The organism is Shinella lacus (assembly GCF_010994755.1).
Classification (GTDB): domain Bacteria; phylum Pseudomonadota; class Alphaproteobacteria; order Rhizobiales; family Rhizobiaceae; genus Shinella; species Shinella lacus.
Map to the genome: position 1 here is coordinate 237367 of NZ_WHSB02000004.1, position 25153 is coordinate 262519.

Annotated in this window: 20 protein-coding genes; 2 read left to right on the forward strand and 18 right to left on the reverse strand. The window is 65.6% G+C overall.

Translation table 11 applies throughout. The features are described 5' to 3' along the window. Positions 1 to 182 precede the first annotated feature (182 nt). The 6 genes from GB927_RS12510 to GB927_RS12535 all read right to left on the reverse strand — a co-directional run bounded on the left by GB927_RS12510 (position 183) and on the right by GB927_RS12535 (position 7897). The gene (locus tag GB927_RS12510) at positions 183 to 2192 is read right to left on the reverse strand and encodes a sensor histidine kinase (protein ID WP_256117288.1); all 2010 of its coding nucleotides are present in this window, start codon (positions 2190 to 2192) and stop codon (positions 183 to 185) included. After that, entirely contained in the window at positions 2185 to 3576 is a 1392-nt protein-coding gene (locus GB927_RS12515; protein WP_256117289.1) for a sigma-54-dependent transcriptional regulator, read from the reverse strand. The genes GB927_RS12510 and GB927_RS12515 overlap by 8 nt, the downstream gene beginning before the upstream one ends. A gap of 151 nt (positions 3577 to 3727) precedes the next feature. Beyond that, positions 3728 to 3949 carry a hypothetical protein gene (locus GB927_RS12520; RefSeq protein ID WP_256117290.1) on the reverse strand — a complete coding sequence of 74 codons (222 nt, stop codon included), beginning with the start codon at positions 3947 to 3949 and terminating at the stop codon, positions 3728 to 3730. 176 nt (positions 3950 to 4125) lie between these two features. Next, on the reverse strand, positions 4126 to 5484 hold the full coding sequence (locus tag GB927_RS12525; RefSeq protein ID WP_256117291.1) for a histidine kinase dimerization/phospho-acceptor domain-containing protein: 1359 nt from the start codon (positions 5482 to 5484) through the stop codon (positions 4126 to 4128). Beyond that, positions 5481 to 6137: a response regulator transcription factor gene (locus GB927_RS12530; RefSeq protein WP_256117293.1), complete on the reverse strand. Its 657-nt coding sequence runs from the start codon at positions 6135 to 6137 to the stop codon at positions 5481 to 5483. Before GB927_RS12530 ends, GB927_RS12525 begins: the two co-directional genes overlap by 4 nt. Positions 6138 to 6250: 113 nt before the next feature. Then, the gene (locus GB927_RS12535; protein ID WP_256117294.1) at positions 6251 to 7897 is read right to left on the reverse strand and encodes a phosphoethanolamine transferase; all 1647 of its coding nucleotides are present in this window, start codon (positions 7895 to 7897) and stop codon (positions 6251 to 6253) included. A gap of 128 nt (positions 7898 to 8025) precedes the next feature. On the opposite strand from GB927_RS12535, the gene GB927_RS12540 reads away from it, so the two are divergent. Both GB927_RS12540 and GB927_RS12545 read left to right on the forward strand, forming a co-directional pair. Next, positions 8026 to 8169 (forward strand): hypothetical protein, encoded by a 144-nt coding sequence (locus GB927_RS12540; protein ID WP_256117295.1) that lies wholly within the window; start codon positions 8026 to 8028, stop codon positions 8167 to 8169. A gap of 66 nt (positions 8170 to 8235) precedes the next feature. Then, positions 8236 to 8895, forward strand: a complete 660-nt coding sequence (locus tag GB927_RS12545) for a glutathione S-transferase family protein (RefSeq protein ID WP_256117297.1) — start codon at positions 8236 to 8238, stop codon at positions 8893 to 8895. On the opposite strand, the gene GB927_RS12550 is transcribed toward GB927_RS12545, so the two are convergent. The 12 genes from GB927_RS12550 to GB927_RS12605 form a co-directional block, all read right to left on the reverse strand. Further along, entirely contained in the window at positions 8892 to 9260 is a 369-nt protein-coding gene (locus GB927_RS12550) for a hypothetical protein (RefSeq protein ID WP_256117298.1), read from the reverse strand. The two genes, GB927_RS12545 and GB927_RS12550, sit on opposite strands and share 4 nt — an antisense overlap. Before the next feature lie 37 nt (positions 9261 to 9297). Then, positions 9298 to 11466, reverse strand: a complete 2169-nt coding sequence (locus GB927_RS12555; protein WP_256117299.1) for a cellulose synthase — start codon at positions 11464 to 11466, stop codon at positions 9298 to 9300. A 157-nt stretch (positions 11467 to 11623) separates the two neighbouring features. After that, complete coding sequence (locus tag GB927_RS12560) at positions 11624 to 13975, reverse strand: cellulose biosynthesis cyclic di-GMP-binding regulatory protein BcsB (protein WP_256117778.1); 2352 nt, start codon at positions 13973 to 13975, stop codon at positions 11624 to 11626. Beyond that, positions 13975 to 16143, reverse strand: a complete 2169-nt coding sequence (bcsA, locus tag GB927_RS12565; RefSeq protein ID WP_256117301.1) for a UDP-forming cellulose synthase catalytic subunit — start codon at positions 16141 to 16143, stop codon at positions 13975 to 13977. The genes GB927_RS12560 and bcsA overlap by 1 nt, the downstream gene beginning before the upstream one ends. An 84-nt stretch (positions 16144 to 16227) precedes the next feature. Then, on the reverse strand, positions 16228 to 17184 hold the full coding sequence (gene bcsN / locus GB927_RS12570; RefSeq protein ID WP_256117302.1) for a cellulose biosynthesis protein BcsN: 957 nt from the start codon (positions 17182 to 17184) through the stop codon (positions 16228 to 16230). A 143-nt stretch (positions 17185 to 17327) separates the two neighbouring features. Next, positions 17328 to 17813 carry a GlcG/HbpS family heme-binding protein gene (locus GB927_RS12575; protein WP_256117304.1) on the reverse strand — a complete coding sequence of 162 codons (486 nt, stop codon included), beginning with the start codon at positions 17811 to 17813 and terminating at the stop codon, positions 17328 to 17330. A gap of 108 nt (positions 17814 to 17921) precedes the next feature. Beyond that, the gene (locus GB927_RS12580) at positions 17922 to 18518 is read right to left on the reverse strand and encodes a response regulator transcription factor (RefSeq protein WP_256117305.1); all 597 of its coding nucleotides are present in this window, start codon (positions 18516 to 18518) and stop codon (positions 17922 to 17924) included. Beyond that, entirely contained in the window at positions 18515 to 20095 is a 1581-nt protein-coding gene (locus GB927_RS12585; protein WP_256117306.1) for a sensor histidine kinase, read from the reverse strand. The genes GB927_RS12580 and GB927_RS12585 overlap by 4 nt, the downstream gene beginning before the upstream one ends. 72 nt (positions 20096 to 20167) lie before the next feature. Continuing rightward, entirely contained in the window at positions 20168 to 21610 is a 1443-nt protein-coding gene (locus tag GB927_RS12590; protein ID WP_256117307.1) for an amidohydrolase family protein, read from the reverse strand. After that, the gene (locus GB927_RS12595) at positions 21603 to 22697 is read right to left on the reverse strand and encodes an amino acid ABC transporter permease (RefSeq protein WP_256117308.1); all 1095 of its coding nucleotides are present in this window, start codon (positions 22695 to 22697) and stop codon (positions 21603 to 21605) included. The genes GB927_RS12590 and GB927_RS12595 overlap by 8 nt, the downstream gene beginning before the upstream one ends. A 1-nt stretch (position 22698) precedes the next feature. Further along, positions 22699 to 23847: an amino acid ABC transporter permease gene (locus GB927_RS12600; protein ID WP_256117309.1), complete on the reverse strand. Its 1149-nt coding sequence runs from the start codon at positions 23845 to 23847 to the stop codon at positions 22699 to 22701. A 69-nt stretch (positions 23848 to 23916) separates the two neighbouring features. Further along, on the reverse strand, positions 23917 to 24936 hold the full coding sequence (locus GB927_RS12605) for an amino acid ABC transporter substrate-binding protein (protein WP_256117310.1): 1020 nt from the start codon (positions 24934 to 24936) through the stop codon (positions 23917 to 23919). Positions 24937 to 25153 lie beyond the last annotated feature (217 nt).

Consider the following 25153-nt stretch of genomic DNA (forward strand, 5'->3'; position numbering starts at 1 on the left):
GAAAACCGCCCCTTCGGCACCGCCCGCCCGCATCCTCCGTGCGAAACGCCAGCCACCGAACCTCCCGCGCGAAACCTTGCAAGGCACGTGCCAAAGCGGATTTCCTGAAAAATCAAAGATTTGAGGGAAAGAGCGGAATCAGAATGGACAGTTTGTCCGGATGCGACGGACAAACTGTCCGGTCAGTCGACCTCGGGCAGCCAGACCGTGAAGGTCGCGCCCTCGCCCGGACGGCTGGCGACGGATATGGCGCCGCCCTGCCGCGTCACCAGCGTCTGGCTGATGGAAAGACCGAGGCCGGTCCCCTCCTGCCGCTTGGTGGTGAAGAACGGATCGAAGACCTTGGCGACGAGGTCCGGGTCCATGCCGACGCCCGTATCGCTGACGACGAGCTCGACGCCCGGCCGCCCCTCGCGATCCCGATCGCGGGTCGCAATCGTCAGCCGTCCGCCATCCGGCATGGCGTGGATGGCGTTGACGACGAGGTTGACGACGACCTGTTGCAGCTCGGTGCGGTTCATCAGCACCAGTCGCTCGGCGGTGTTTTCCAGCCGCACCTCGATGGCCGCTCTCGCCAGCAGGTGCTGGACGAGCGGCATGCAATCCGCCACCGCAAGGCCCGGCGCATGCCGATCGACGAAGCCGGCGAACTCTTCCGGCTTGGCGAATTGCAGGAGTTTCGTGACGATCTGGCTGATGCGCTGGATCTGTTCGTCGAGAAGCTGGAATTCCACCTTCGCCAGTTCCGCCCGGTCGCCCACCACGGCGCGCACGACCTCCAGATTGCCCTGCATCACGGCGATCGGGTTGTTGATCTCATGCGCGACGCCGGCCGTGATCTCGCCGATGGCCGCGAGTTTTTCCGAGAGGATGAGCTGCTTGGTCGTCGCCTCAAGCTGGCGGTTGGCGAGTTGCAGCTCGCGGGTGCGCTCGTCGACACGCGCGTTCAGCTCCTCGTTCCAACGCCGCAGTTCCTGGTCGCTTCGTTCGAGCTGGTTCAAGAGGTCGTCGAGATGCACGGCGACGCGGCCGATCTCGTCCTGGCTGTCGACGGGGCCGGTGCGCGCGCCGAGATCGCCGCTCTCCACCCGCGCGATAGTGGCGTCAACCCGTTCCAGCGGCTCGAAGATACCGCGCGCCCAGCGCAGGAAAATCGGCACGCTCGCCGCGGTGATGGCGAAGAAGGCAGCGACGATGGTGAGCACGGTCTGGTATTTCGCTGCCGTGAAGGGCGCTTCCAAGAAGCCGACATAGAGCATGCCGACGCGCTTGCCGTGGCTGTCCGTGATCGGTTCGTAGGCGGAAATATACCAGTCGTTGACGACGAAGGCGCTGTCGAGCCAGGTGCGCCCCTCGCCGAGCACGGCCGAGCGCACGGCGGCGGAAACGCGCGTGCCAAGCGCACGCCGCCCCTCGAACAGCCGAACATTGGTGCTGATGCGCACGTCGTCAAGGAACAGCGTCGCCGTGCCCTGGCTGCCCTCAGGCAGGCTCGCCTCGCGGTAGACGAGGTCGTTGATCGTGTCGATGAAGACGAGGTTCTGGTTGAGCAGGATGCCGCCGACAAGCACCGCCTGGCGCCCCTCGCCGAGCGTGACGGGGCTGGCGCTCTGTATGACCATGCCGCGCGCCTCCTCCTTGCGCTCGGTCGGCACCGCATTCGGCGTCGAGACGAGCGGCAGCTTGGCGCGGGCGGCGAGGTCCGGGGAGAGCTTTTCGAGGTCGGCATTCTCGAAGATATCGACCCCCGTCGAGGGTTTTCCCGCGAGTGCGTCGCGAATGACCGGCCAGTCGGTGCGGAGCGCACCCGCGGTCTCCTCCGTCACCGAAGCGACGAGACCTCCATCCGGCGCGATCACATAGAGGAAATCGAGTTCCAACCGCGCGCGGGCGTCGTTCAAAAGGGTCTTCAGCGCCGCACCGTCATTCGCGACATCGCGGAACCGCGCCGAGGCGCCGAGCGCGGTGACGTGCTCGCCGGTATTGTCGAGGATGTGCGCGAGATACTGGTGCGCGATCGTCAGGTCGCCATTGACCTTGGAGATCAGCGTCGCATCGAATTTCTCGTTCCAGCGATAGACGGTGACGCCGAGCAAGAGCGGCAGGATCACCAGCATGGGCAGGAGGGCGATGGCGAGCAGCCGGTAGCGCACCGAGCGCGCCGGCCGGATGGCGTGCCTGCCGTCAGCCATCCCAGGCAGCCAGTTTTCTGTCGATCGTCTTGCGCGAAATGCCGAGCTGGCGCGCCGCCTCGTCGCGCTGGCCGTTGCAGGCGGAAAGCACCGCCAGGATGTGGCGCCGCTCGACATCGGCAAGCGACCCGCCCGCCTCAGCGGCCAGTGCCGGCGCGCCGGAGCCGAACCCCTCCGGGAAGCGGCCGAGGATCAGCGTGCGCTCGATGAGGTTGCGCAATTCGCGCACATTGCCTGGCCAGTCATAGGCGGAAAGCGCCCGGCGCACCGTCGCGTCGATCGGCACGACCGGCATGGCGAGCTGCGCCGAGAGCTTCTTCATGAAGAGCGTCGCAAGCTCCACCGCGTCGCCATCCCGCTCCTTCAGCGGCGGAAGATGGATCTGCATGACATTGATGCGGAAGAACAGGTCGGCGCGGAAGCGCCCGGCCTGCACTTCCTTCTCCAGCTCCGCATTGGTGGCGAAGACGAAACGCAGGTCGACCGGCACCTCGCGCTCGGAGCCGACCGGGCGCACCTTGCGGTCCTCCAGCACGCGCAGCAGCTTGCTCTGCGTCGCCGGCGGCATTTCGCTGATCTCGTCGAGGAACAGCGTGCCGCCCTGCGCATGCAGGAACAGACCCTCGCGCGCCCGTTCCGCGCCGGTAAAGGCGCCCTTGAGATGCCCGAACAGCTCGCTTTCGATCATGTCCGGCGGGATCGCCCCGCAATTGACCGGCACGAAGGGTTTCGCCTCCCGGTCGGAGAGCGTGTGCAGTGAGCGCGCCGCCACCTCCTTGCCGGTGCCGGACTGGCCGGTGAGCAGCACCGTCGTCGGCAAAGGCGCAACGCGGGCGATGGTGTCGCGCACGCGGGCGATGGCGGAGGATTCGCCGATCAGCCGGTCGCGCAGCAGGATATGATCGGAGGTCGCCTTCAGCTCGTAGCGCAGCACATAGTTTTCGCGTTGCAGGCGGATACGGTCGAGGCAGCGCGCCACCGCGTTGAGCAGCTGGTTGGAGCGGAAGGGTTTCAGCACGAAATCGACCGCGCCGGCGCGCAGCGCCTGGATGGCGGTTTCGAGATCGGCATAGGCCGTCATCAGGATGGCGTCGGCGAAGAAGCCGATGGCGCGCTGTTCGGCAAGCCATTCGACGCCGTTCTTGCGTGGCATGATGTTGTCGAGGATCACCACGTCGAAATGGTGCTGGTCGAGCTTGCGCGAGGCCTCGTCCGTATCGGCGGCCAGCTCCAGCCGCTTGCAGCGCGGCGAAAGCGTTCGCATCAGGAAGTTGCGCATGCCCGGCTCGTCATCGACGACGAGGATCGAGGCCTGCGCCAGCCACGGCCCGAATTCCGGGTCGGCGGACGTATCGCGCACCACGCGCGCGGCTTCAGTCGGCACCTCGTCTCCTCCCGATGGTCAGGCGCGTTTGACGTATCGCGCAATTCCGAACGCAAAACAGCTCAACACGTTTGCTGGAATTGCTAGCACCTACCATAAAAAGCCGCCGCCGCGAGCACAAGCACACACGGCGGCGCAGACTGGAGAGACGTCAGGAATGTAAATGTATGCGTTCGCGGCGTTCGAGCAACGCCGCATGTTCCTGATCTATTTGAATTTTCCGGGCATCTTCCATCGCCGCGGCGATGGTTTCGCTGATCACCCGCACACTGTCTTCAGAGATGAGGGGCGATGCCCCACGGCATTCCGCTGCATGCAACTTGCAAAGCGCGCTGGCGAGCAGCCGCGCGTAGTCTTCCGGTTTGCGACCCATGTTCCCCACCTTTTCTTGATTATGACCACAGAAAACCACAGAATAAGTCAGAAAGCCACATATTTCTCACATGCTAATAGAAAAAATTGTGAGTATCCGCCTGCCCCTGCGGAAGGCGGGAATGCTGGAAAACGAGACTGTTCGGAAATGGCGCAGATGGTGCCGCAATGATGCGGTCAGCGGGCGTCCGGAAACATGACGTCTGCCTGGAATCCATCAACACGCCCGGGAATGGGCGAGGTCAGGACAAGGCTTGCGCGCATCTGCGCAAGCAGCCGGTCGGCGATGGACAGGCCGAGCCCGGAACCGGCGGCAAGCGTCTTGCCGCGGGAGAACCGTTTGCGCACGGTTGACAGCTCCGCATCGGACAAACGGGCCGCCCCGTTTAGGATCCGTACATTGCCTTCCCCCGTCAGGAGGATCTCGACCGGTTCGTCTACCCGCCCATGCAGCAGGGCATTTTCGACGAGGTTGCGCAGCACGATGGCAAAGGCATCGGCTGTGCCTTCGCGTTGTCCCTGCCCGGCGAAATCGTTGCGGAAGCGGATGCGGCCCGCATCTTCCGATGCACGCTGGAAATCCGTCACGACGACCCCGACCACATCGGCGACGTCGAAGGTGGTTTCGCTGACGCCGATGCCGGCCTCGGCGCGGGCGAGTTGGAGCAGCTTTTCGGTGAGTTTTGTGAGTTTTTGCAACGATGCCTCGATCTGCTGGGCACGGGCGCGCACCGGCGCGTCCTTCAGCTCGGAGAGGAGAAGCTGCGTCTGCGCCAGCGCGCCGGCAATGGGCGTGCGCAGCTCATGCGCACTGTTCGAGGTGAATTCCCGCTCGGCGGCGAGCACCGAACGCAGGCGCGCCAGCAGTAGATTGACCGAACGCAGGATCGGCTGAAGCTCTTGCGGCAGGCTGACGGCCTCGATCGCTGCGAGATTGCCACCGTCCTTTTCGCCGATCGCCGCCCGCAGCGTCTCGACGGGCGACAGCACGCGCCGCACGACGAACCAGACGGCGAGGACCGTCACCGGCACGATGAGCAGCACCGGCAGTAGCAGCGCGAGCGTGCCTTCGAACATCGCCTCCTGCCGCTCGGCGGCAGAATCCTTCACCTGCACGAAGATGGAACCGTCCGGCGTCGAGGCCGTGTAGAACCGCCCCGTCTCCCCATCGCGGAAACCGACCTTCAGCGGTGCCTCGAAGGGCTGTTCGGATGCCGTGTGGGAATGCAGCAGCACATGACCACTCGCGTCGCGCACCTGGTAAGTCAGGTATTCCTCGCCCGGCTGCGACGGCGAGCGCTCGATGCGGCGCGGCTCGTTGATGTCGTTGCGCCGGCGTAGGTCGTCGACGACCAGCGGCACCAGCCGCTCCGCCGTTTCCTGCAACGAGCTGTCGAAGATCTCGCCGAACTCGTCATGCATGACCAACGCGCCAAAACCCACGGCGACAAGCCACAGCGCCGTGACGCTCGCAGTGATCCACAGCATGAGCTGGCCGGCCAGGCTCTTCGGCGGGAAGGCGAAGGGCTTCCTCATCGGCCGAGCCTGTAGCCGATGCCGCGCAGCGTCTCGACGCAATCCTTGCCGAGCTTCTTGCGCAGCCGGCTGACATAGACTTCCACCGTGTTGCTCTCGATCTCCGAGCCGAAGGCGTAGAGCGCCTCCTCGATCTGCCCCTTGGAAACGATGGCGTCGGGCCGTGCGGCGAGCCGCGCCAGCACCGCCCATTCGCGGCTGGAGAGATCGACCGGCGTGCCTTCGCGCAGCACGCGGCGGTCGGCCAGCTGGATGGTCAGCGGCCCTGCCTCAAGAACAGGAACGGCGGCACCGGCATAACGCCGCGCGACGGCGAGCATGCGCGCGCCGAGTTCACCGAGATTGAACGGCTTGACGAGATAGTCGTCCGCCCCGCTGTTCAGCCCCTCGATGCGGTCGGAAATCTGGTCATGCGCGGTGAGGATGATGACGGGCGTGACGGCGCCTGCCCGGCGCAGGTCCTTGAGCAGGCTGAGCCCGCTGCCATCCGGCAGGCGCAGGTCGAGCAGTACGAGGTCGTAATCGACCGTGCCGGAGGCCGTGCGGCCATCATCGAGCGTCTGCATCCAGTCGACGGCATGGCCGAGCCCGGCGACGTAGTCACGCACCGCCTCGCCCAGCACGGCATCGTCCTCGATCAGCAGAATTCTCAAATGCCCGTCTCTCCGCATCGCTGCGACGGTTTTCGCAGGCGCCCTTCGGCGCCGATCACCGTCCGAAGCGGGAGAATACACGGGACAGTTCCCGTTGCCAGCACCCTTGCCGATCAGGAGAGCGCCCCCGACCGGCAACGGGAAACGAGATCGAGCGCCGGATCACGCACTTTCGTCTCCACCCGCATCAGGCCGAGCACGGTGTGGAAGAGGTTATCGTGCGATTGCGGCTTCGTGGTCTCGGCATCGAGGCAGGCGGCGGAATAGGCGGCCTTGGCATCCTTGCCGAGCCAGAGCACGAAGGGCACATGGGTCTGCTGGCTCGGCGCGATCATATAGGGCGCGCCATGCAGGTACAGGCCGAATTCGCCGAGCGATTCGCCGTGGTCGGACATATAGAGCATGGAGACGTCGAGCCGGCCCTGCTCCTTCTCCAGCCGGTCGATCACGCCGGCAAGAATGTGGTCCGTATAGAGGATCGTGTTGTCATAGGCGTTGACGATTTCCTCGCGCGTGCAGTCGGAAAACTCGGCGGTGCGGCAATCGGGCGTGAACCGGCGGAATTCCTGCGGATAACGCTCGAAATAGGCCGGGCCGTGGCTTCCGATCTGATGAAGAACCAGCACGGTGTCCTTCTGGACCGAGCCGATCCAGCCGTCGAGATTGTCGAGCAGCACCTGGTCCCGGCACTCGCCGCCCGAACAATAACGCGGGTCGCCGCCTTCGATCAGCGAGCGTTCCTTGACGCGTGCGGCGATCTTCTTGCTGCCGGTATTGTTGTCCCACCACTCGACGTCCACGCCCGCATGGGAGAGCACGTCGAGCAGGTTCTGCGTCGCCAGCCCCTTGTCATGCGAATAGGCGCTGCGGGTATAGACGGAGAACATGCAGGGCAGCGAGACGGCCGTCGCGGTGCCGCAGCTCGTCGTGTCGGAAAAATAGCGAATGTCCTTCGCCTTCAGTTCCGGATTGGTCTCGCGACCGTAACCGCCGAGCGAAAAATTGTCGGCCCGCGCGGTCTCGCCGGCAACGACGATCATCAGCCGCGGCTTGCGCACGCCAAGCGGTGCGTCGCCGATCCGGGCATCCTCGCCGATGGGCGCGGCGACCACATTGCGGTCCGCCGTCTGGCGGACCGCGAAGCGGGCGGCGGTGACGAGCGGGATGACGGGGTTCAGCGTCTGGAACCAGTCGCGATGCGTGCGCGCGGTTGCGGCATAGACCCGGGCATGGGAGAAGCCGGCCACCAGCGCGATGATGAGCGCCGGCACGATGACGACGAGATTGGCCCGCAGTTTCCAGAAGAACGTGTAATGCTGAACGTTCACCCAAACGAGAAGCGCCGAGGGCAACACGCCGAAGACCAGCATGTGGAAGAGAAAGCCCGGCGTGATCAGGTGTCCGGCCTCGGCACTGTTCGTCTCGGCCGCGTTGCGCAGCATCTCCATGTCGATGATCGTCCCGTAGCTGTCCATGAACCAGGCGCCGGACGCGCTCGTCAGGATCAGCAGGATGAAGATCGGCTTCATCACATATTTCACCGATACGGTGACGCAGAGCGCGATGTAGAGGCAGGCGATGCCGATGACGATGGAGGCGAAGGTCGTCGCCCGGCCATCGAGATAGAGCCAGCCCTTTTCCCAGAAGCTCCGGTTGGTCAAGGCCAGCAGATAGATCGCCGTCAGGATGCTGACCGCAATGCTGCCGAGTTGCGGCCGCCAGAAAACGGCTCTGCCGGCCGGGCCGGTTCTTTCGCGCATCGGATGTCCTTTCACGTCTTGTGTCCGGCGCTTCCTGGCGGAGCAAACTGACAGCCGGCTGAACGCGACGTTCAGCGCGGCGTCAGGTTCGGCGTGGATAGATCGGCCATTCGAGTATGAGGTGACGCGTGAAATCGAGATTGCTGCATCCGGGAATGCTGTTCGTGACGGCGCTGGTCGTTCTGGTTCTGGCAATCCCGGTCGCCCAGATGCAATTTTCCAGGCCGCATGGCGAGAGCCTGCGGCAGGTGCTGCTGCTGCGCGCCGGCTGACCTCAAAATCCGATTGCAATTTGCAAGCAGATTTGCGACAACCGTTCCGCAGACGCGGAGGTTGCCATGAAACCCGTTCTCTACGCCCATCCCTTCTCGAGCTACTGCCAGAAGGCGCTGATCGCGCTTTATGAAAACGGCATCGATTTCGAATACCGCATGCTCGACCACAACGATCCCGATACGCTTGCGGATTTCGAGGCGCGCTGGCCGATCAAGCGCTTTCCGATCCTCGTCGACGGCGAGCGCACCGTCATGGAGGCGAGCGTGGTCATCGAATATCTCGGGCTCTATTATCCGGGACCGGTCAAACTCGTTCCCGACGATCCGAAGGTGGCACTCGACGTGCGCATGCTGGACCGCTTCTTCGACAACTATGTCTCGACGCCGCAGCAGCGCATCGTCTTCAATGCCATCCGGCAGGAAAAGGACCGCGATCCCCTCGGCGATGCCGAGGCGCGAAAGATGCTGGAATGCGCCTATGCCTGGCTCGACCAGCACATGGAGGGCAGGCTCTGGGCCTGCGGCGATGCCTTCACGCTCGCCGACTGCGCCGCCGCACCCTTCCTGTTCTACGCGGACTGGACGCATGCCATCGACCCGGCCTTCGAGCGCGTGCACGCCTACCGCAGGCGCCTGCTCGCCCGCCCCTCCTTCGCCCGCGCCGTGGATGAAGGGCGTCCGTACCGCGCGTATTTCCCGCTCGGTGCGCCCGACCGCGATTAACCGGCGCGGCAGTGCCGCCGCTCGGCGGCCGTGGATTCGCGCGCGATACCGGTGATGACGAGGACCGGCAGGCTCTGGCGCTTGCCCGCAATATCCTGCTCGCGGTTTTCCGTGTGCCCGCTCAGCACGAGCCTGCCGTAATAGAGTGCATCCGTTTCACGGATACGTTGCTGGTCGGCGTCCGAAAGCCCGGCGATATCGGGAGCCACGCCCCTGAATTCCTCGCCGGTTTCGAGATTGCGCATGGTGGAGGACGGGCACGGCGCCTTCACGCAGCGAAGGCCGTTGTCGCAGACGACATAGAGGTTTTCCGCCGCGGCGACCGGCGAGACAAACAGGGCAAAGATGAGAAACCCGAGACGCATGGCCCACATCCTCCCCGGCGATTGCGGCCAAATCGCGTTACTGGCGCCCGTCCCGTTCCCGGCGCATCTCGGCAAGCGCGCGGATGGCGTCCTGCCGGCCGGTCTCGCTGAGCGCCTCGAAGAGCCGCTGGGCGTCGATGCGCATGCCGAGGTTCTTATAGGCATAGGCGCGCAGCACCATCAGGTCCGTCGGCTCGGCGCGGAACTGCGCCCGCTGGTCGAGATAGACCAGGGTCTCGCGAAACCGTTTCGCCCGGAAACTGCTGACGGCGCGGTCGGAGAGGATGGCGGTCTGCAGTTCGGCGCCGCGGCTCTGGTCGAGCGTCGCCTTGGTGGCCGCCACGGCGGCGTCGCTGGTCAGCCCGGCGCGCAGGTAGGCGAGGCTCTGGCCATAGGCGGCGTCGCTGCGCGTGCGGCCCTCGCCGGAGAGCGCGGCCTCGAAGGCCTGCGCGGCTTCCAGCGGCCGGTTGATCTCCATCAGGCACCAGCCGAGCGACAGCGCACTTGCGGGAGAAAGGCTGCGCGGATCACGCGTGCTGCGGCAATCGACGGCGCCTTCCGCCCGGCGCGCCGTGCGCACGATGCGCTGCGGCTTCAGCGCGACCTCCTCGACCGCCGTCTCACGCGCCGGCAGGCGCCGCTGGGTGCGGGCGACGAGCGCCTCGCGCCCGCGCCGCACGGGGGCCGCGTCGTCGCTGGTGTCACGCTCGCCAAGCAGCGCGATACGTTCCGAGCGCTCGCCCCAGGCCTGCTTGACCGCGGCAAGGCCGGCAAGGTCCTCCAGCCGCAGGCGCACCACGCCGAGGCCATAGGCGGCGGGCTCGTAATCGGCCTTCCACTTCAGCACCTGGGCAAACCACTCCTCGGCCGTCGTCGGCTGGTCCATGGCGAGCGCATACCAGCCGAACTGCTCGCCGGTCTCCGGGTGCTTTTCTTCAAGCGTCACCTGCGCGATGCGGTTCAGCACCTTGGCGTCAAGTTTCGGCGGCGGATCGAGCGCGAGCAGGTTGGCGGTCGCGGCGAGATAGGTCGCCATCGCCTGGTCGGATGTGGTGCGCCAGGCATACATCACATCCTCCGCCTCGATCGGCATCTTGCGGGCGAGCAGGATGAGCGCCAGGCCCTGCGAGGCCGAGGCTGAATCCTCGACGGCACGCGCCTTGCGGAAGAAAGGTTCGGCGGCGGCGTTCTGCTCGCGGCGCAGGTGATACCAGCCGAGCAGCAGCGCATCGGAGGCAAGCCCCTCGTCCGCCACCAGCTTTTCGACGATCTTCAGATAGGCCGGCGCCACTGTGATCGCGGCATCCTCGTCGCCCTCGCCGACGAAGCGCCGGGCAAGGTCGCCGCGGATCGTCTCGAATTCCTTCACGCCGTCCGTGCCGGTGCGCTCGCGGGCGATGAGATCCTGCATGTCGCCGTATTTCAGCAGAGTCGAAGCCTTCTGCACGGTCGCGATGCGCACCGGCCCGTCCGTGCAATTGTCGAGCATGTAGCCATAGGCATCCTTGCCGCGCTGCATGCGGTCGGTCTTCACGAAGGCCTCGGCGACGCGCCAGAGCACGTCGGCATCGCTGCATGTGAGCAGGCTCGGCGTCTCCGCGCCGAGGCGCACGACATCCTCGCTCTTGCCGGCATTGGAGGCGGCGACGAGGGCCGCGCGCTTCTCCGCCACGTCGAGGCGATCGACTAGGTCGGCGGGCGGCGTCCATTGCGGGTCTTCCTGCTGGCGCTTGGCGATCGCCGCGCGCACGTCGGCATACCGCGACTGGCTGTAGAGCGCCCACATCTCCTCGAGCTGCTTGTCTTCGTTGACCGGAACGGCGAGCGGATTTTCCGGCGGTATCCAGGTGGGATAGAGCGTGCGCAGCCGGGCGATCTCTGCGTTCAGCCGGGCGGTATCGCCGCGGGCCGCGAAGTAGCGTAGCGCACTTTCGTCGACGACCGGCTTGTTCGCGGTGACCGCCGTAACCGGCGTTTGCTCCGTACCCGTCGCCTGCGCCGTCTGCTGGGCTTGCGCGATTTCCACGCGGTCCTGCTTGGCGAGGCGGGGAAGGCTTTCCTGCGTGCTGCTGGTGGCGAAATCGTCGGTTCCCGCGCTAAGGCGCGGCAAACCCTTCCGCAGCCCTTCAGGCACGCCGAACGACACGCCTGCGACGCTTGCCACGCCGGCGGAGACGAGGACGAACGCAAGAAGGATCGACTTCATCCCGAATATCCTTCGGTACATCACCAACACCAAGCTCCGGCTTGAACCGCGACGACACCATGCGCCATGAACGTGGAACGCGTCGCCGCGTCCCCCAAGAAGAGCCAACCAGTTGTGATAAAACCCTGTTACGGTTAACCGCCGGTAAACGGGCGGCTCAGCCGCCCCGTCCGAAGCGGCGAAGCAGACCCGAAGTCGCGATGCCGAGCAGGATCGCCAGCGCGCAGAACAGCACGGCATAGGCGAGGATATTGGAGGACAGCCAGTTCGCCGCGACAAGCCGCATGTTGGCAAAGGTCCAGGGCTGCGTGGCGACGAAGCGGGTGCGGCTCACCGCGCGCGTATCGAGCGCTTGCACGCCCTTGCTGTCGAGGCTCACATAACCGTCGAGCTGCTGCCAGCGATCGTCCTGCGCCATTGCCACCATGCCGGCCTTGAGATCGACGCCGGTGGGCGCGGAAAGCACGGTCCAGGTCGCGCTCTCCTCCGGGCTGTTACCCTGTGCGACGAGGAAGCGCGCGGTGTCGTCCGGCACGACGAGTTCCTCTTCGCCGGGAAGCAGGCGCAACGAAGAAAGAGAAATGTCGAACGTTTCCTGCAACCAGGTTTCGAGCGCCGAAATCTGCCCGCGCCAAGAGCCGCCACGCACGCGCGACTGCCATTCGTCGAAGGCTTCCTGCGTCGCACCGCGTTCGCCGCCGCCATCGGCCGGACCGCCCCAGGAGGAGGCGCTTTCGGCGGCAATATGCGTCTGGCCGAGGACCAGAGGCGGAAGCTGCGAAATGGTGCCGACGAGAATGGCGTTGCGCTCGCCGATCGCCAGCGCCGAGGATTCCGGCCTCACCAGCAGCGCCCGCCCGCTCGAAACCGCCATCTTGCCAAGGAAGGTCGCGCTCGTCGAAAGCGTGTCCGCGTCGAGACGGTCGAGGTAGAGCGCCGTCGGATCGACCTGGCCGTTATAGGGAAAACCCGTGCCGGACAGAGCGGACAGGTTCGGCAGGCGCGCGACGCGGGCGAAGCGCGGCATGCGGAATTCGGACGAATCGAACAGCGCGAACCGCGGCTCCTCGCTGGCGCTGGCGCCCGGCGCGCAGATCTTGTCCGCCTCCGTCATCAGCACGGTCTCGATGTCGACGCGGTTCGGCCCCGGCCGGAAATGCCGCATGGTCACGCGGATCGGCAGATGGCGGAAAATGCCGCCGTTGCGGCTGGTGATCGGCACGGTGGTGGCGATGTTGCCGTTGACATAGATATCGATATGGCTGCCCGGCAGCACTTCCGGCGAGTAGGCCGCATCGAGCAGCAGCCGCGCCTCGCCATAGGCATCCGCATAGAAGTCCGAGGGGATGCCGATGTCGAAGCCGGTGCGGTAGCGCCGCCCAGTGAATTCGCCGGTGCGCACGCCGAGCGAGGCGAAGGATAGCGACATCTCGCCGGAGACCAGCGGCATTTCGGTGGCATTGCGCTGGCGCACGCTGAGCGCTTCGCGCGTGACGCCGAGCGGCCGGTCGATGGGCGCCAGCATGCCCTCCACCGCTCCCTCGATCGAGGGCCAGTCCGGCCCACTGACGACGAAGATCTTGCGGTTGCCCGCAGGCGCATCAACGAAGGTGGCGACCGCGGAGGACCGCGCCGTTACCGGCAGGCTCGGCAGCATCGCCGCCAGGTCGTCGGCGGTGCCGACCAGCACCGTCATCTCGCCGGCACCGGCCGTCGCCGGCAGCGCGTCAACGATATCAAATGTCTGGTTCGGCATCTTCGCCATCAGCGCGAGGCCCTGGCTCAGCCGCATCAGCGCATTGGTGGCGACCGGCTGGCCCATGTCCGGCGCCACCATGACGAATTTCGTCTGCCCGGTCGGCCCGAGGCCGATGGCGGCGATGTCGTCGGTGGTCAGAAGCCGGCCGCTGGTATCGGCCGGCACCGTCAGGAAGGTGCGCGCCGGATCGACCGCGGTCCACAGGTCGTAGGTCGAGCGGACCGTACAGTCGGTGCGGTGGCGGTGCACGGCGTTGAAGGTGACGCGGTTGAGACCCGGCCGGAGCAATCCCTTCGGCAGGTCGAACCGCATGTCCTTGGTGCCCTCGGCCGACTGCACCGGCAGTTCGCCGACCGAAACGTCGTTGACGACGACGGTCAGCCGCGAGGATTCCGGCGCCACCACGACGGCGTTGGAATAGCCGAGGTTGATCGACGTCGCGCTCTCGGCCTGCTGCGGGGTGAGGAAGACCGGGAAGGACTGGCTCGCCGCCTCGCCTTCGAGAAGCAGCGAGGTCGCGGGAACGATATAGCGCCGGGTCAGCGGATCGGGCGTCGCGACCTTCTTTTCCGGCTCCTTGGTTTCGGTCGTCGTCACAGGCGTGCCGCCCTCGACCACCGGCTTCTGCTCCGTACCCGGTGTGCGTTCGCCGGACATGTCGAAGGGTACAGCCGAATCCTGTCCGAACGCGACGGAGGCGGTCAGCGCGAAAACGAGGCCGATGAGCGCGGTCCTTGCAGGAGGGAGCATCACGGTGCAGCCTCCCGCTTGCCGCCGCCGAAGCTGCGCGCGAAATAGACGAGCCCGCGGCTCGTCTGGTAGAGGGCGACGCCCAGGAACCACAGCGAACCGCGGAACAGGCCCGGATTGTAGCGCCGCGACACCTGGAAATCGCTCCACTGGTTGGAGTTGGCGAAGATCAGGTCGGCGACGAGCGAATGGTGCCGCGCCTCCTCCGGCAGGAAGCGGCAGCCGACGGCGACCACGCTGCCCTGGTTTTCCACATTGCGCACATCGACCGGCAGGGCCTCCTCATGATCGGAGCCGTAGGGCGTGAAACGCAGTTCGCCCCGCACACCCGTCGCAAGCTCCGCCTCCAGGCCGAAGACCTGCACGCGCGCGCCATGTGCCGAAACGTTCTCCAGCGTCGCCGGATGGTGCAGGCCGCCGGCGACGAAGGTGCAGCGCCGCTTGACGGTCACGCGCCGGCTCGCCGCCCGCTCGCTGCGCTCCGAAACGACACCGAGCGCGCAGCCGGCGATGAGGAGGTTCAAGAGGTTCCAGGCGCCGACGACGAGTGTGACGTCCGCCTTGTAGGGTTCGGAATAGAAGCGGTAGATGCTCATCAGGAAGGCGATGAACAGCACGGCGAAGATGACGAAGAACGGCCGGCTGATTTCCGACAGCCGCGCCACCGCGATCGATTCGTCCTTCGCCGTCACCTTGAAGGTCGGCTTGGTCGGGTTCAGCATCACCGAGACGACGGCGGGCAGCAGGTGCACGCTCTGCACATATTCGTAGAGTTCGGAAATCCACGGCCAGCGGAACGAGCCGTAGAGATAGTTCTGCATCATCAGGTTCACGAGCATGTAGGCGAGCGTATAGCCGAGGAACTCGCCACCCGATGCCGTGAAGATTTCGAGATCGAAGAACAGGTAGAACAGCGGCGCGAAGAGGAAGATCGTGCGCGGGAACGGGAACAGCCAGAACAGCATCGACGACATGTAACAAAGGCGCTGCGGCACGGTGAGCCCGCGCTTGAACAGCGGAAAGCGGAAACGCAGGATCTGCATCATGCCCTGCGCCCAGCGGCTGCGCTGGCCGATGAAGCTGGCGAAGGTGGCAGGCTGCAGGCCGGCGATCAGCGGCTTGTCGACATACACGCTGTTCCAGCCGCGCGAATGCAGCGCGAGCGCCGTCTCGCAGTCCTCGGTGATCGAAAGGCCGGAAAAGCCGCCGGCCTCGTTGAGCGCGGTGCGCCGGAGCACCGCCGCCGAGCCGCAGAAGAACGAGGCGTTCCACTTGTCGAGGCCGCGCTGGATGATGCCGTAGAACATCTCGTTTTCGCTCGGCATCGTCTCGAAGGTGCGCAGGTTGCGCTCCAGCGGGTCCGGGTTGAGGAAGAAGTGCGGCGTCTGGACGAGGAAGAGTTTTTGGTCGTCCGCGAAATAGCCGACCGTCTCGCGCAGGAAGTCGCGTGCCGGTGCATGGTCCGCATCGAAGATGGCGATGAGTTCACCCGTCGAATGCTGCATGCCGTTGTTCATGTTGCCGGCCTTGGCATGTTCGTTGCGGGCGCGGGTCAGGTAGTTGACGTTGAGATCGCGGCAGAGCGCCTGGAGCTCGCGGTGGCGGGCTTCGGCCATCTGCGCCTCTATGACGGCGGCCGCATTGCGCTTCTGCTCCGTGCCGCCATCGTCGAGCAGCCAGACGGTCAGCTTTTCCGGCGGATAATCCATCGCCTTGGCGGCGGCGAGCGTGTTGGCGAGAAGGCCGATATCCTCGTTGTAGCTCGGCACGAACACGTCGACGGAAGGCAGCTTGCCCGTCTCCGCGACACGGCTCTTGCGCGGCGGCAGCGGCATGGCGACGACGAAGAGGCTGAGCGCCAGCATCATCACGCTGTACATTTCGGCGAGGTAGAGCAGGAAGCCGGGAATGAAGTTTTCCAGCTGGTTCAGCGGCGGCAGCGTACTGGTCGAGCGCCAGTAGACATAACGCAGCACGACGGCCGTGCCGAAGGCGAGCGCGATCAGGCGCCAGATTCCCTCGGCGCGCAGCACCTTGATGACCGCCATGAAGGTGACGACCGCGATGCTGGCAACAAGCTGGGTCTGGAGGTTGATGGGCAGCGTGATCACGAGGATCACCACGGCGGAAATCATCGCCCACAGGATGACCGTGCCAATATGTCTCATTCGCCGTCCTTCGCCGTCATAGCGCGTTTGGGCAAACCTTACGCACCATTATGTTAACGAAAAATGAGGTTGGCGGCCCCTAAATCAATTGCAGGTTGTCGATCCGGTAGTCGATGTAACACATACGGGCGACGGCACCACGACGGCCTCGCCTTCGGTTTCCGTGCTCGCCCCGCCCGAAGGCGACGGCACGATGACGGCGTCTCCCGTGTCGAGAAGCGTAGGCTTCTTCTCCGGCAGGCGGCGGGTCGCGGGCACGCGTGCTTCGGTCTCCACGCGAACGGTTGCCACCGGCACCTTGCGCTCCTCCACCGCAACGCGCAGCGGTTGGCCGCCGCCGATCTGGCTATCGACGGAGGCCGGCGTGCCGTATGGGTTCCAGGTCGTGCCGGAAAAGCCGCCGACGATGGTGTAGCCATACATCATCTCGACCAGCTCCTTTTCGCTTGCGCCCGTCTGGCAGACGCGCAGGCGGATCTGGAGCATGCCAAGGCTGTTCAGGTGGTTGCGATCGGCCTCGTCCGAGCGGATCTGCTGCCAGCCGTAGAGGCAGCCGTCATCGCCAGCACCCCGTCCATAGGCATAGCCGAAGGGTCCATAGTTGTTGCGCACGAAATTCGCCGAGATCGCGAGCGAACGGCCCGGCAGGTAGGTGCGCATCTCGCTGCGGATGGCACCGTGCTGCACGGGCTTGAAGGCGAGCGCGCCGGCCGGCAGGGCCACCGTTTCCGCTGGCCCCAAGGCCTGGATACTGATGAAATTCTGGCCGGAAGTGGCGGCCGACGTCGAAAGAGCGATCTGCTGCTCGATCGCATTGGTATATTGCCGCTGGACCACGCTGATAATCGACAGGGAGCCCGGCGCGGGCAGAACCAGCGCGCTCGACGTCGGCACGGTGGTCGAAAGCGTCGCGATGCCGACGCCCGGCCGCGCTGCACAGCCGGCGACCATCGCTGCCGCCGCAAAGGTTGCGAGCAGGGAGACCGTCCGGAACGCCCTGCCGCAACGATCGGAAAATCGAATCGCTGCCGAATCATCCATGAATCACTCATATTTCGCCCGGCCGCGAATAGGAATCCCAGAAATGACGGTGGCGACCGTCGTCACCAGCTTGATGCAAGGCACGCAAACGCGAAAAGCCCCGATGTCCGCACGACACCGGGGCTTTTTCTCAAGCGAATGAATTACTTCAGCTTGGCGCTGACCGCTTCGATGCCGGCGCGGGCGCATTCGTCGTCGATGTCGCCGCTCGGTGCACCGCCGACGCCGATGGCGCCGATCGTCTCTTCGCCGGCCTTCACCGGTACGCCGCCGGCAAGCACGAGCAGGTTTTCGATCGAGACGAGCTGGGCTGCGGCCGGGTTCTTGCCGACATTTTCAGCGATCTTCTGAGTCGGGGTGCGGAAGGACGCGGCGGTGTAGGCCTTGCGGACGGCGCTGTCGAGCGTGTGCGGGCCGGCGCGGTCGGCGCGCAGCACGACGCGGGTGACGCCGGCGCGGTCGACCACGGCCACCGTCACGTTGAACTTCTTGGCCGCGCAGGCCTTGACCGCGGCATCGGCCGCTTCGACGGCGATGTCGAGCGGCATGTTGCGCTCGGTGAGGATTTCAGCCTGGGCGGCGCCGGCAAGCGTGAGGGCGGCAAAGGCAGCGGCTACGAACGTCTTCATCGTTATCTCCATCTGGGCCGCCCGGGTCTCGTTGGCGGCGACGGCCCTCTTTTCGGAGATTTCCGCTTGTGGCGGTATCGGTGGACGGACGGAGCGGGGTCCGTAGGACTACGGAGCCTGGCCGATCAAGGCGAGGCGCGCGAACTCGGCGACCGAGGTCGTGCCGAGTTTCTGGGCGATGTTCGCCCGGTGCGTATCCACCGTGCGGGGCGAGAGTTGCAGGGCCTCCGCGATCTCCCGCGTCGACCAGCCGCGGCCGACCATGTCCAGCACCTCGCGCTCGCGATCGGTCAGTTGCGCCACGAGCTTCGCCGCCTCCGCCCGCTCCGCATGCACGTCGAGCGCGCCGGACGCCTGTTGCAGGGCCTCGATCAGCACCTGCTCGTCGACCGGCTTCGTCAGGAAGTCGACGACGCCCGCCTTGAAGGCGCGGCGGCAGGCATGCACGTCACCATGGCCGGTGCAGATGATGGTCGGCCAGTCGCAGCCGATGGCCGCAAGTTTTTCGTGCAGTTGCAAGCCGGTGATCGCCGGCATGCGCAAGTCGAGCAGCAGCACGCCGGGTTTCAGTTTTGGCGCACGCGCCAGGAAGGCTGCGGGGTCGCCAAACGTCTCGATGCGGATGCCGTAGGTGCCGAGCAGCAGCGACAGGGCGCTGCGAACGCCCTCGTCGTCATCGACCAGATAGACCGGCGCCATCGTCATTCCGCTGCTTCCTCTTGTGTCTGCGTCTCGTGCGCGGCGGGCAGGCGCACGGTGAACACCGCCCCGCCCCCTGCTCCGTTTGCCGCCGAGATGCTGCCGTCGAAACGCTCGACGATGCTTTCGCACAGGCTGAGCCCAAGCCCCATACCGTCCGGCTTGCTGGAGAAGAATGGCTCGAACAGCCGCGGCAGGACATTGTCGGCAATGCCCGTGCCGTTGTCCGCGACCAGGATCTCATAGGTCTGCCCCGCAGCCCGCAAGGAGACCGAAACCCGTCCATCCGCCCGGCCTGCCTGCTCCACCGCATCGGCGGCGTTGCGGACGAGGTTGTGGATAACCTGCTCGATCTCCACCGGATCGACGCGCGCCGGCGCCGGGGCATCGGGCAGGTCGAGATCGAGCGCGATGCCGCGCCGGTCGAGGTCGATGCGTGACAGCGCCACGATATCGGCGACGTGGCGGCAGAGGTCGTGCACGCCCGGCGCCTCCGCGCTCTTGCCGACATAGGCGCGCAGCCGCACCAGAATAGCCGCCGCGCGCTTGGCCTGGAGCACATTGGCGGCGAGCACGGTGTCGATCGGCGTGTCCTGCAAGCCATTAGCCGCCGCGATGCGCCGCCCGGCCTGGCTCTGGCTCAGAAGTGCCGTCAGCGGCTGGGTCAGCTCATGGGCGATGCCCGACGCCATCTCGCCCATGCTGTTGATGCGCAGCGCATGAGCAAGCTTCGTCTCATGCTGCCGCAGCGCCTCGCGCCGCGACGCGGCCTCGACCGCCGCCCGCGCCACGGCCGCGTCCTGCCGGTGCCGCAGCAGCGAGCGCACGAGCACCAGCCCGGCGAGCGATATCGCCGCGAAGAGCGCGAGCGGCAGTACGGGCAGAAGCTCGGCGAGCGTGACATGCCGTTGCAGCGAGAGTCGCAGCGGCTGCGTGGCGCTGGCGATCGGCGCATCGAAGCGGATGGTGCGCGCGAGGAAGGAGGATGCGGCGGGCTGTTTCGCGCCGGTTTCGATGAGCGGCCCGTCGGCGGTCGCCAGCGTCAGTGCGGCCCAGCGCGGCAGTTCCTCGCCCTCGATAAGTTTGGCGCCGTCGATATCTAGGCTGACGGCCAGGGTGTCGTTCATGCGCTTCATCAGGCGATAATGGCCGGACCGGGTATCCGCGCCATAGACGGCCTTGCCGGAGGCGAGGCCCTCGACCGCCTTTGCGACCTGCGCGGGGTCGACCGTCGAGCCGTCCGCGGATTTTGCGGAGCTCACCACCTCGCCGGCCGGCAGGCGGATGAGGTCGATGGCGACGACGCGCGGATAGAAGCGCAGGATCGATCTGGCGACGAGGTCGAAATCCGCCGATGGCTGCGCCTGCGCGAGGCCGAGCGCGCTGAGGCTCGTCAGATGGGCATCATGCTGGGCGACGCGCTGCGAGATGGCGCGCTGCAACGAACGCCCGCTTTCCGACACGTCCTGCTCCAGCGCCTGCCGGTGACTTGTCGCCGAATAGAGGCCGAAAGCGACCAGCAAGAGCAGCCAGCCGCCGGCAAGGGCGGCCGAGGTGCGGAGAAAGGTCAGACGTCGGGGCATGGTCGGCGAAGCTGCGTCAGGGATCGGGAGAAGCATCATAGGGCCTCCCCCGCGCCTTGGCGATCCGCAGCATCACGGATGCGGCAGCACCGGCAACGAGAGCGGCGCCAGTTCCGAAGCGGGGCGTCCGCGCGGATCGTTCGCCGGCAAGCGGCGCACCGCGAAATCCTGCACCGCCTGCAATTCCTGAAGCGCGCCGTCATAGTCGACCAGCGTCGGCCGGTCGTTCTCCATCACGCAGGTGCCGTCGACATAGACGGCGGCAACCGCGCGCTCGGCCGCGCAATGCAGCAGGTTGCGCAGCGGATCATAGACCGGCTGCATGCCGGGATGCTTGAGGTCGATCAGCGAAAAATCCGCCTTGGCGCCCGGGGCGATGCGGCCAATATCGCTGCGTCCGAGAGCCTTGGCACCGGTCAGCGTCGCCGCTTCGAAGACATCAGCCGTCGAAACGTCAAACACCGAGCCGCCGGCGATGCGGGCGCAGATCATCGCCATGCGCATCTCCTCCAGCATGTTGAACGGATAGCTGTCCGTGCCGAGAGCCACGTTGACACCGTTTGTCCGGTAACGCCCGAGCGACTGCAAAACCATGCCGCTGCGCGAAAACGTGACCGGGCAATGGGCGACGGTAGTGCCGCTTTTCGCCAGCCGCTCCAGGTCGAGCGCCGTGCGCTGGCGCGTCCAGCTGTGGCTGTCGATGAAGATGCAATGGCCGAGGATGAGGTCCGGCCCGAGAATGCCGAGCTTTTCGAGATAGTGCACGGCGGTGAGGCCGTGGCGGCGCAGGAGTTCCTCGTGTTCGGCCATGGTCTGCGCGGCATGGATGGTGATCGGCACGCCGCGCGAGCGCGCCGCCTCGGCCGCCTCCTGCAACAGTTCCGGCGAGCAAGTCTCGACCTGTGCCGGCGCGATCACGCCGCCGAGCCGGCCGGAGGGATGGGCCTCGGCGGCATCGACCGTTTCCAGCGCCCGGGCAAAGGCCTCTCGGCCGCGCGCCTCGTTCCAGCGGAAATCGAGCCGGTGGCTGTCTTCCACATGCCAGGCGGCCTCGCGGAAGCCGGGGGCGACATAGGCGCGCGCGCCGCTCTGCGCGAGCGTCGGCAGCCAGCACTCGTGCGTGCCGGCGATATCGACGAAGGTGGTGACACCGCTGCGCAGCAGGTCGCCGAGCATGACGGTGAGTGCCGCCTGCACCGCATCGTCGCCGATCTCGATCAGCGTCGAATATTCGTACATCGCCTGGCCCCAGAGCGCCGCCGTGCCGGCATCCTCGAACAGGCTCTTGGAAATCGGCTCCTCGCCGGAATGGCAATGCACGTTGACGAAGCCCGGCAGGACCATGCGATCGCGGCCGGAAATTTCGCGCTCGAACGGCCCGTCATAGTGGCCGCCGACCTGAACGAACCCGTTCGCGTCGAAGACGACGTCCGCATCATACATATAGGCATGCCCGCCGCGGGCCGCGTCATAGGCGACGATCGTATGGGCGTTGCGGATGACGGTTCTAGGCATGGGTCGTCCTGAAATGCTGTTCGAGGAAGCGGCTATAGGCTCCCATCAGGGCGCTGAAGGTGAAGTAGACGGCGGCGGCGACGAGGTAGCCTTCGAGCACGGCAATGCCCTGCCATTCCGGGTCGCGGATGGCGGAGCGCACCGTATCGAGGAAATCCACGAGGCCGACGATGGTGACGAGCGTCGTATCCTGGAAGAAACCGATGAACAGACCCACCATCGGCGGGATGACCTTCTTCAAGGCCTGCGGCAGCACGATCTTGCGCATGACCTGCCAGTAATGCAGCCCGAGCGATTTTCCCGCCTCGAACTGGCCGACGGGAACGTCCTGAAGACCGCCACGCACGATCTCGGCAATATAGGCCGAGGCGAAAAGGATGATCGCCACCTGCGCACGCACCAGTTTGTCGATGGTCACGCCATCCGGCATGAACAGCGGCAGCATCACCGTGGCCATGAAGAGGATGCTGATCAGCGGCACGCCGCGCACGATCTCGATGAAACCGACGGCCAGCACGCGAATTGCCGGCAGGTTGGAGGCGCGCGCAAGCGCCAGCACGATGCCGAGCGGCATGGCGAGCGTCAGCCCGATGAAGGAGAGCAGGAAGGACAGCGGCAGGCCGCCCCAGCTCGTGGTCGGCACCGGCGTCAGCCCGAAGAGACCGCCCGCCATCAGAATATAGAGCACCGGCAGGATGACGACGATCCAGGCGACGAGCAGGGCTCGGCTCCAGAAGCGCGGGACCATCGAGACGCCGCAGGCACCGAACAGCAGGAGAAGCGCCGTGAGCGGCCGCCATTGCTCCTCGTAAGGGTAGAAGCCGAACAGCATGTAGCGCAGTTTTTGCGCGACGAACGGCCAGCAGGCGCCGCCCGATACCTTGCAGGTCTCGCCATTGCCGGAAAACACCGCATCGACGACCAGCCAGCCGAAGGCGAGCTTGATGACGAACAGGATGATGGCGATCGATGCCACGCTGATGATCGTGTTGCCCGGCGTGCCGAAATAGGCGGAGAGCTTGCCGAGGCGTTGGGCGGTCGGCGCCGGTTGCGGCGGGGCGAGTGCCAGCATTTGAACATCGGCCATGTCAGCGCTCCTTCAGCGCGACATGCGCATTGTACCAGTTCATGATCAGCGAGATGGTGATCGACAGCGCGAGATAGACGCCCATGAAGATTGCGATGGTCTCGATCGCCTGGCCGGTCTGGTTCATCACCGTGTTGGAGACCATGACGAGGTCCGGATAACCGATGGCAATCGCCAGCGAACTGTTCTTGAAGACGGTGAGATAGGTGTTGGTGAGCGGCGGGATGATGATGCGCAGCGCCTGCGGCAGCACGACGAGCCGCATGGTTTTTCCCCGCGAAAGCCCGAGCGCCGCGGATGCCTCCCACTGCCCCTTGCCGACCGCCTGAATGCCGGCGCGCACGATTTCCGCGACATTGGCCGAGGCGCTGAGCGCCAGCCCGAAAAGCAGCGCCACGAATTCCGGCCGCACATGCAGCCCGGCCGTCAGGCGGAACTTTCCAGCCGTCGGGAAATCCCAATCGACGCTGAACCCGCCGGCAAGCCAGAGAAGAAAGACAGGTGCGAGCAATGCGGCAATCGCAAGCAAGCCGCCCTGGTTCGGCTGGCCGGTCGCAATGCGCCTGCGCGTCGCCACCGTGCGGATGAAGAACGCCGCCGCCGCGCCGCCGACGAGGCAGGCGAGAAGCGCCAGGCCACCGCTTTGCAGCAGGGCCGCCGGCACGACGAGGCCGCTGTTTGAGAGGTAGACGCCGGGCAGAAGGTTCAGCGCCTGCTTGACCGGCGGCAGCACGAGGATGATCAGCGAATACCAGAGGAAGAGATAGAGCAGCAGCGGCACATTGCGCAGAAGCTCGACATAGGTGAGCGCAAGGCGCGCCAGCAGCGGATTGTGTGACATGCGCGCGATGCCGACGCCAAGGCCGAGCAGCGTGCCGAAGATGGCGGCGAGCAGCGACACCTTCACCGTATTGGCGATGCCGACGAGGATCGCCCGGCCGACCGTATCCGTCGCCTCGAAGGCGATAGCGGCCTCGGTGATGACGAAGCCCGCCGGCCGCGTCAGGAAGTCGAAGCCGGTCGCGATGTTCTGCTTGGCGAGGTTGTCGCTGGCCGTCGAAAACATCGTCCAACCGGCCAACACCACGAAACCGATCGCGACGACCTGATAAAAATAGGCGCGAAAGCGCATGTCATGCAGGAAAGCCATGAAACCTCGCCGCCGGATATAGGGAAAGGGGACGCGCGCAAAAAAGGCGCGCGTCCGGCTATGGGGCGATCAGCGGATCGGCGGCGAGTAGATCAGTCCGCCGGCATTCCACAGGGCGTTCGGGCCGCGGGTCAGACCGAGCTTGGTGCCCTCGCCGAGGTTGCGCTCGAAGACTTCGCCGTAATTGCCGACGCTCTTGATGACGTTGTAGCCCCACTTGTTATCGAGGCCGAGCATCTTGCCGAGTTCCTCGGTGGCGCCCAGCATGCGCTGCACGTCCGGGTCCTCGCTCTTCAGCTTCTCGTCGACATTCGCCTGGGTGATGCCCTTCTCTTCCGCCGCCATCAGCAGCCAGACCGACCAGGAAACGATATCACCCCAGTTGGAATCGTTCTGGCGGAAGGCCGGCGCCAGCGGCTCCTTGGAGATGGTCTCCGGCAGGACGATATAGTCGTCCGGATTGTTGGCGACGGCGCGGATCGAGGCGAGGTCCGAGCGGTCCGAGGTGATCGCCTCGCAGCGGCCGGAATAGAAGGCGGCGCGGTTCTCGTCCGGGCTTTCGAAGACGACGAGTTCGAACTTGCCGTTGATGGCGCGGAAGAAGTCGGAAATGTTCTGCGCCGTCGTGGTGCCCGGCAGGGTGCAGATCGCGGCTTCCGTCAGCTCCTTGGCGCTGGAAACGCCGAGCGACTTGGCGACCATCAGGCCCTGGCCGTCATAAAACACCGTCGGGCCGAAATCGAGGCCGAGCGAAGCGTCGCGCGAGAAGGTGTGGGTGGTCTGGCGCGACAGAACGTCGATTTCGCCGGATTGCAGCGCCTGGAAGCGCGTGTTGATGTTGGTCGGGACGAAATCGACCTTGTCGCCATCACCGAACACCGCAGCCGCAATCGAGCGGCAGATATCGGCATCGAAGCCCTGCATGCGGCCCTTGTCATCCGGCGCCGCAAAGCCCGGCGTTGCCAGCGATACGCCGCAGACGAGCTTGCCGCGCGCCTTCACGGTTTCAAGCGTGCCCGCCGCCGATGCCGCCCCGGCAACCGAAAGCCCGAGCGCCGCCGCGCAGATCGTCAGAAGTGCCTGTTTCATGCTTCCCCTCCCAATCGGGTGTTGTTGGGTGCGGCAGGCAACGCCGCCCTCCAGCAGCCCCGCCCCCACACCGCGACCATTTGGATCGCAATTATTGTGTACGATGCAAAAAAATTATCATCAACACTTTCAGACATGAAATGTCGACAATCCGCCCGGACTTCCCATGTACAATGGTCATCAAGCTATGTACGTCCGACATGAACAGGTTGGAGGC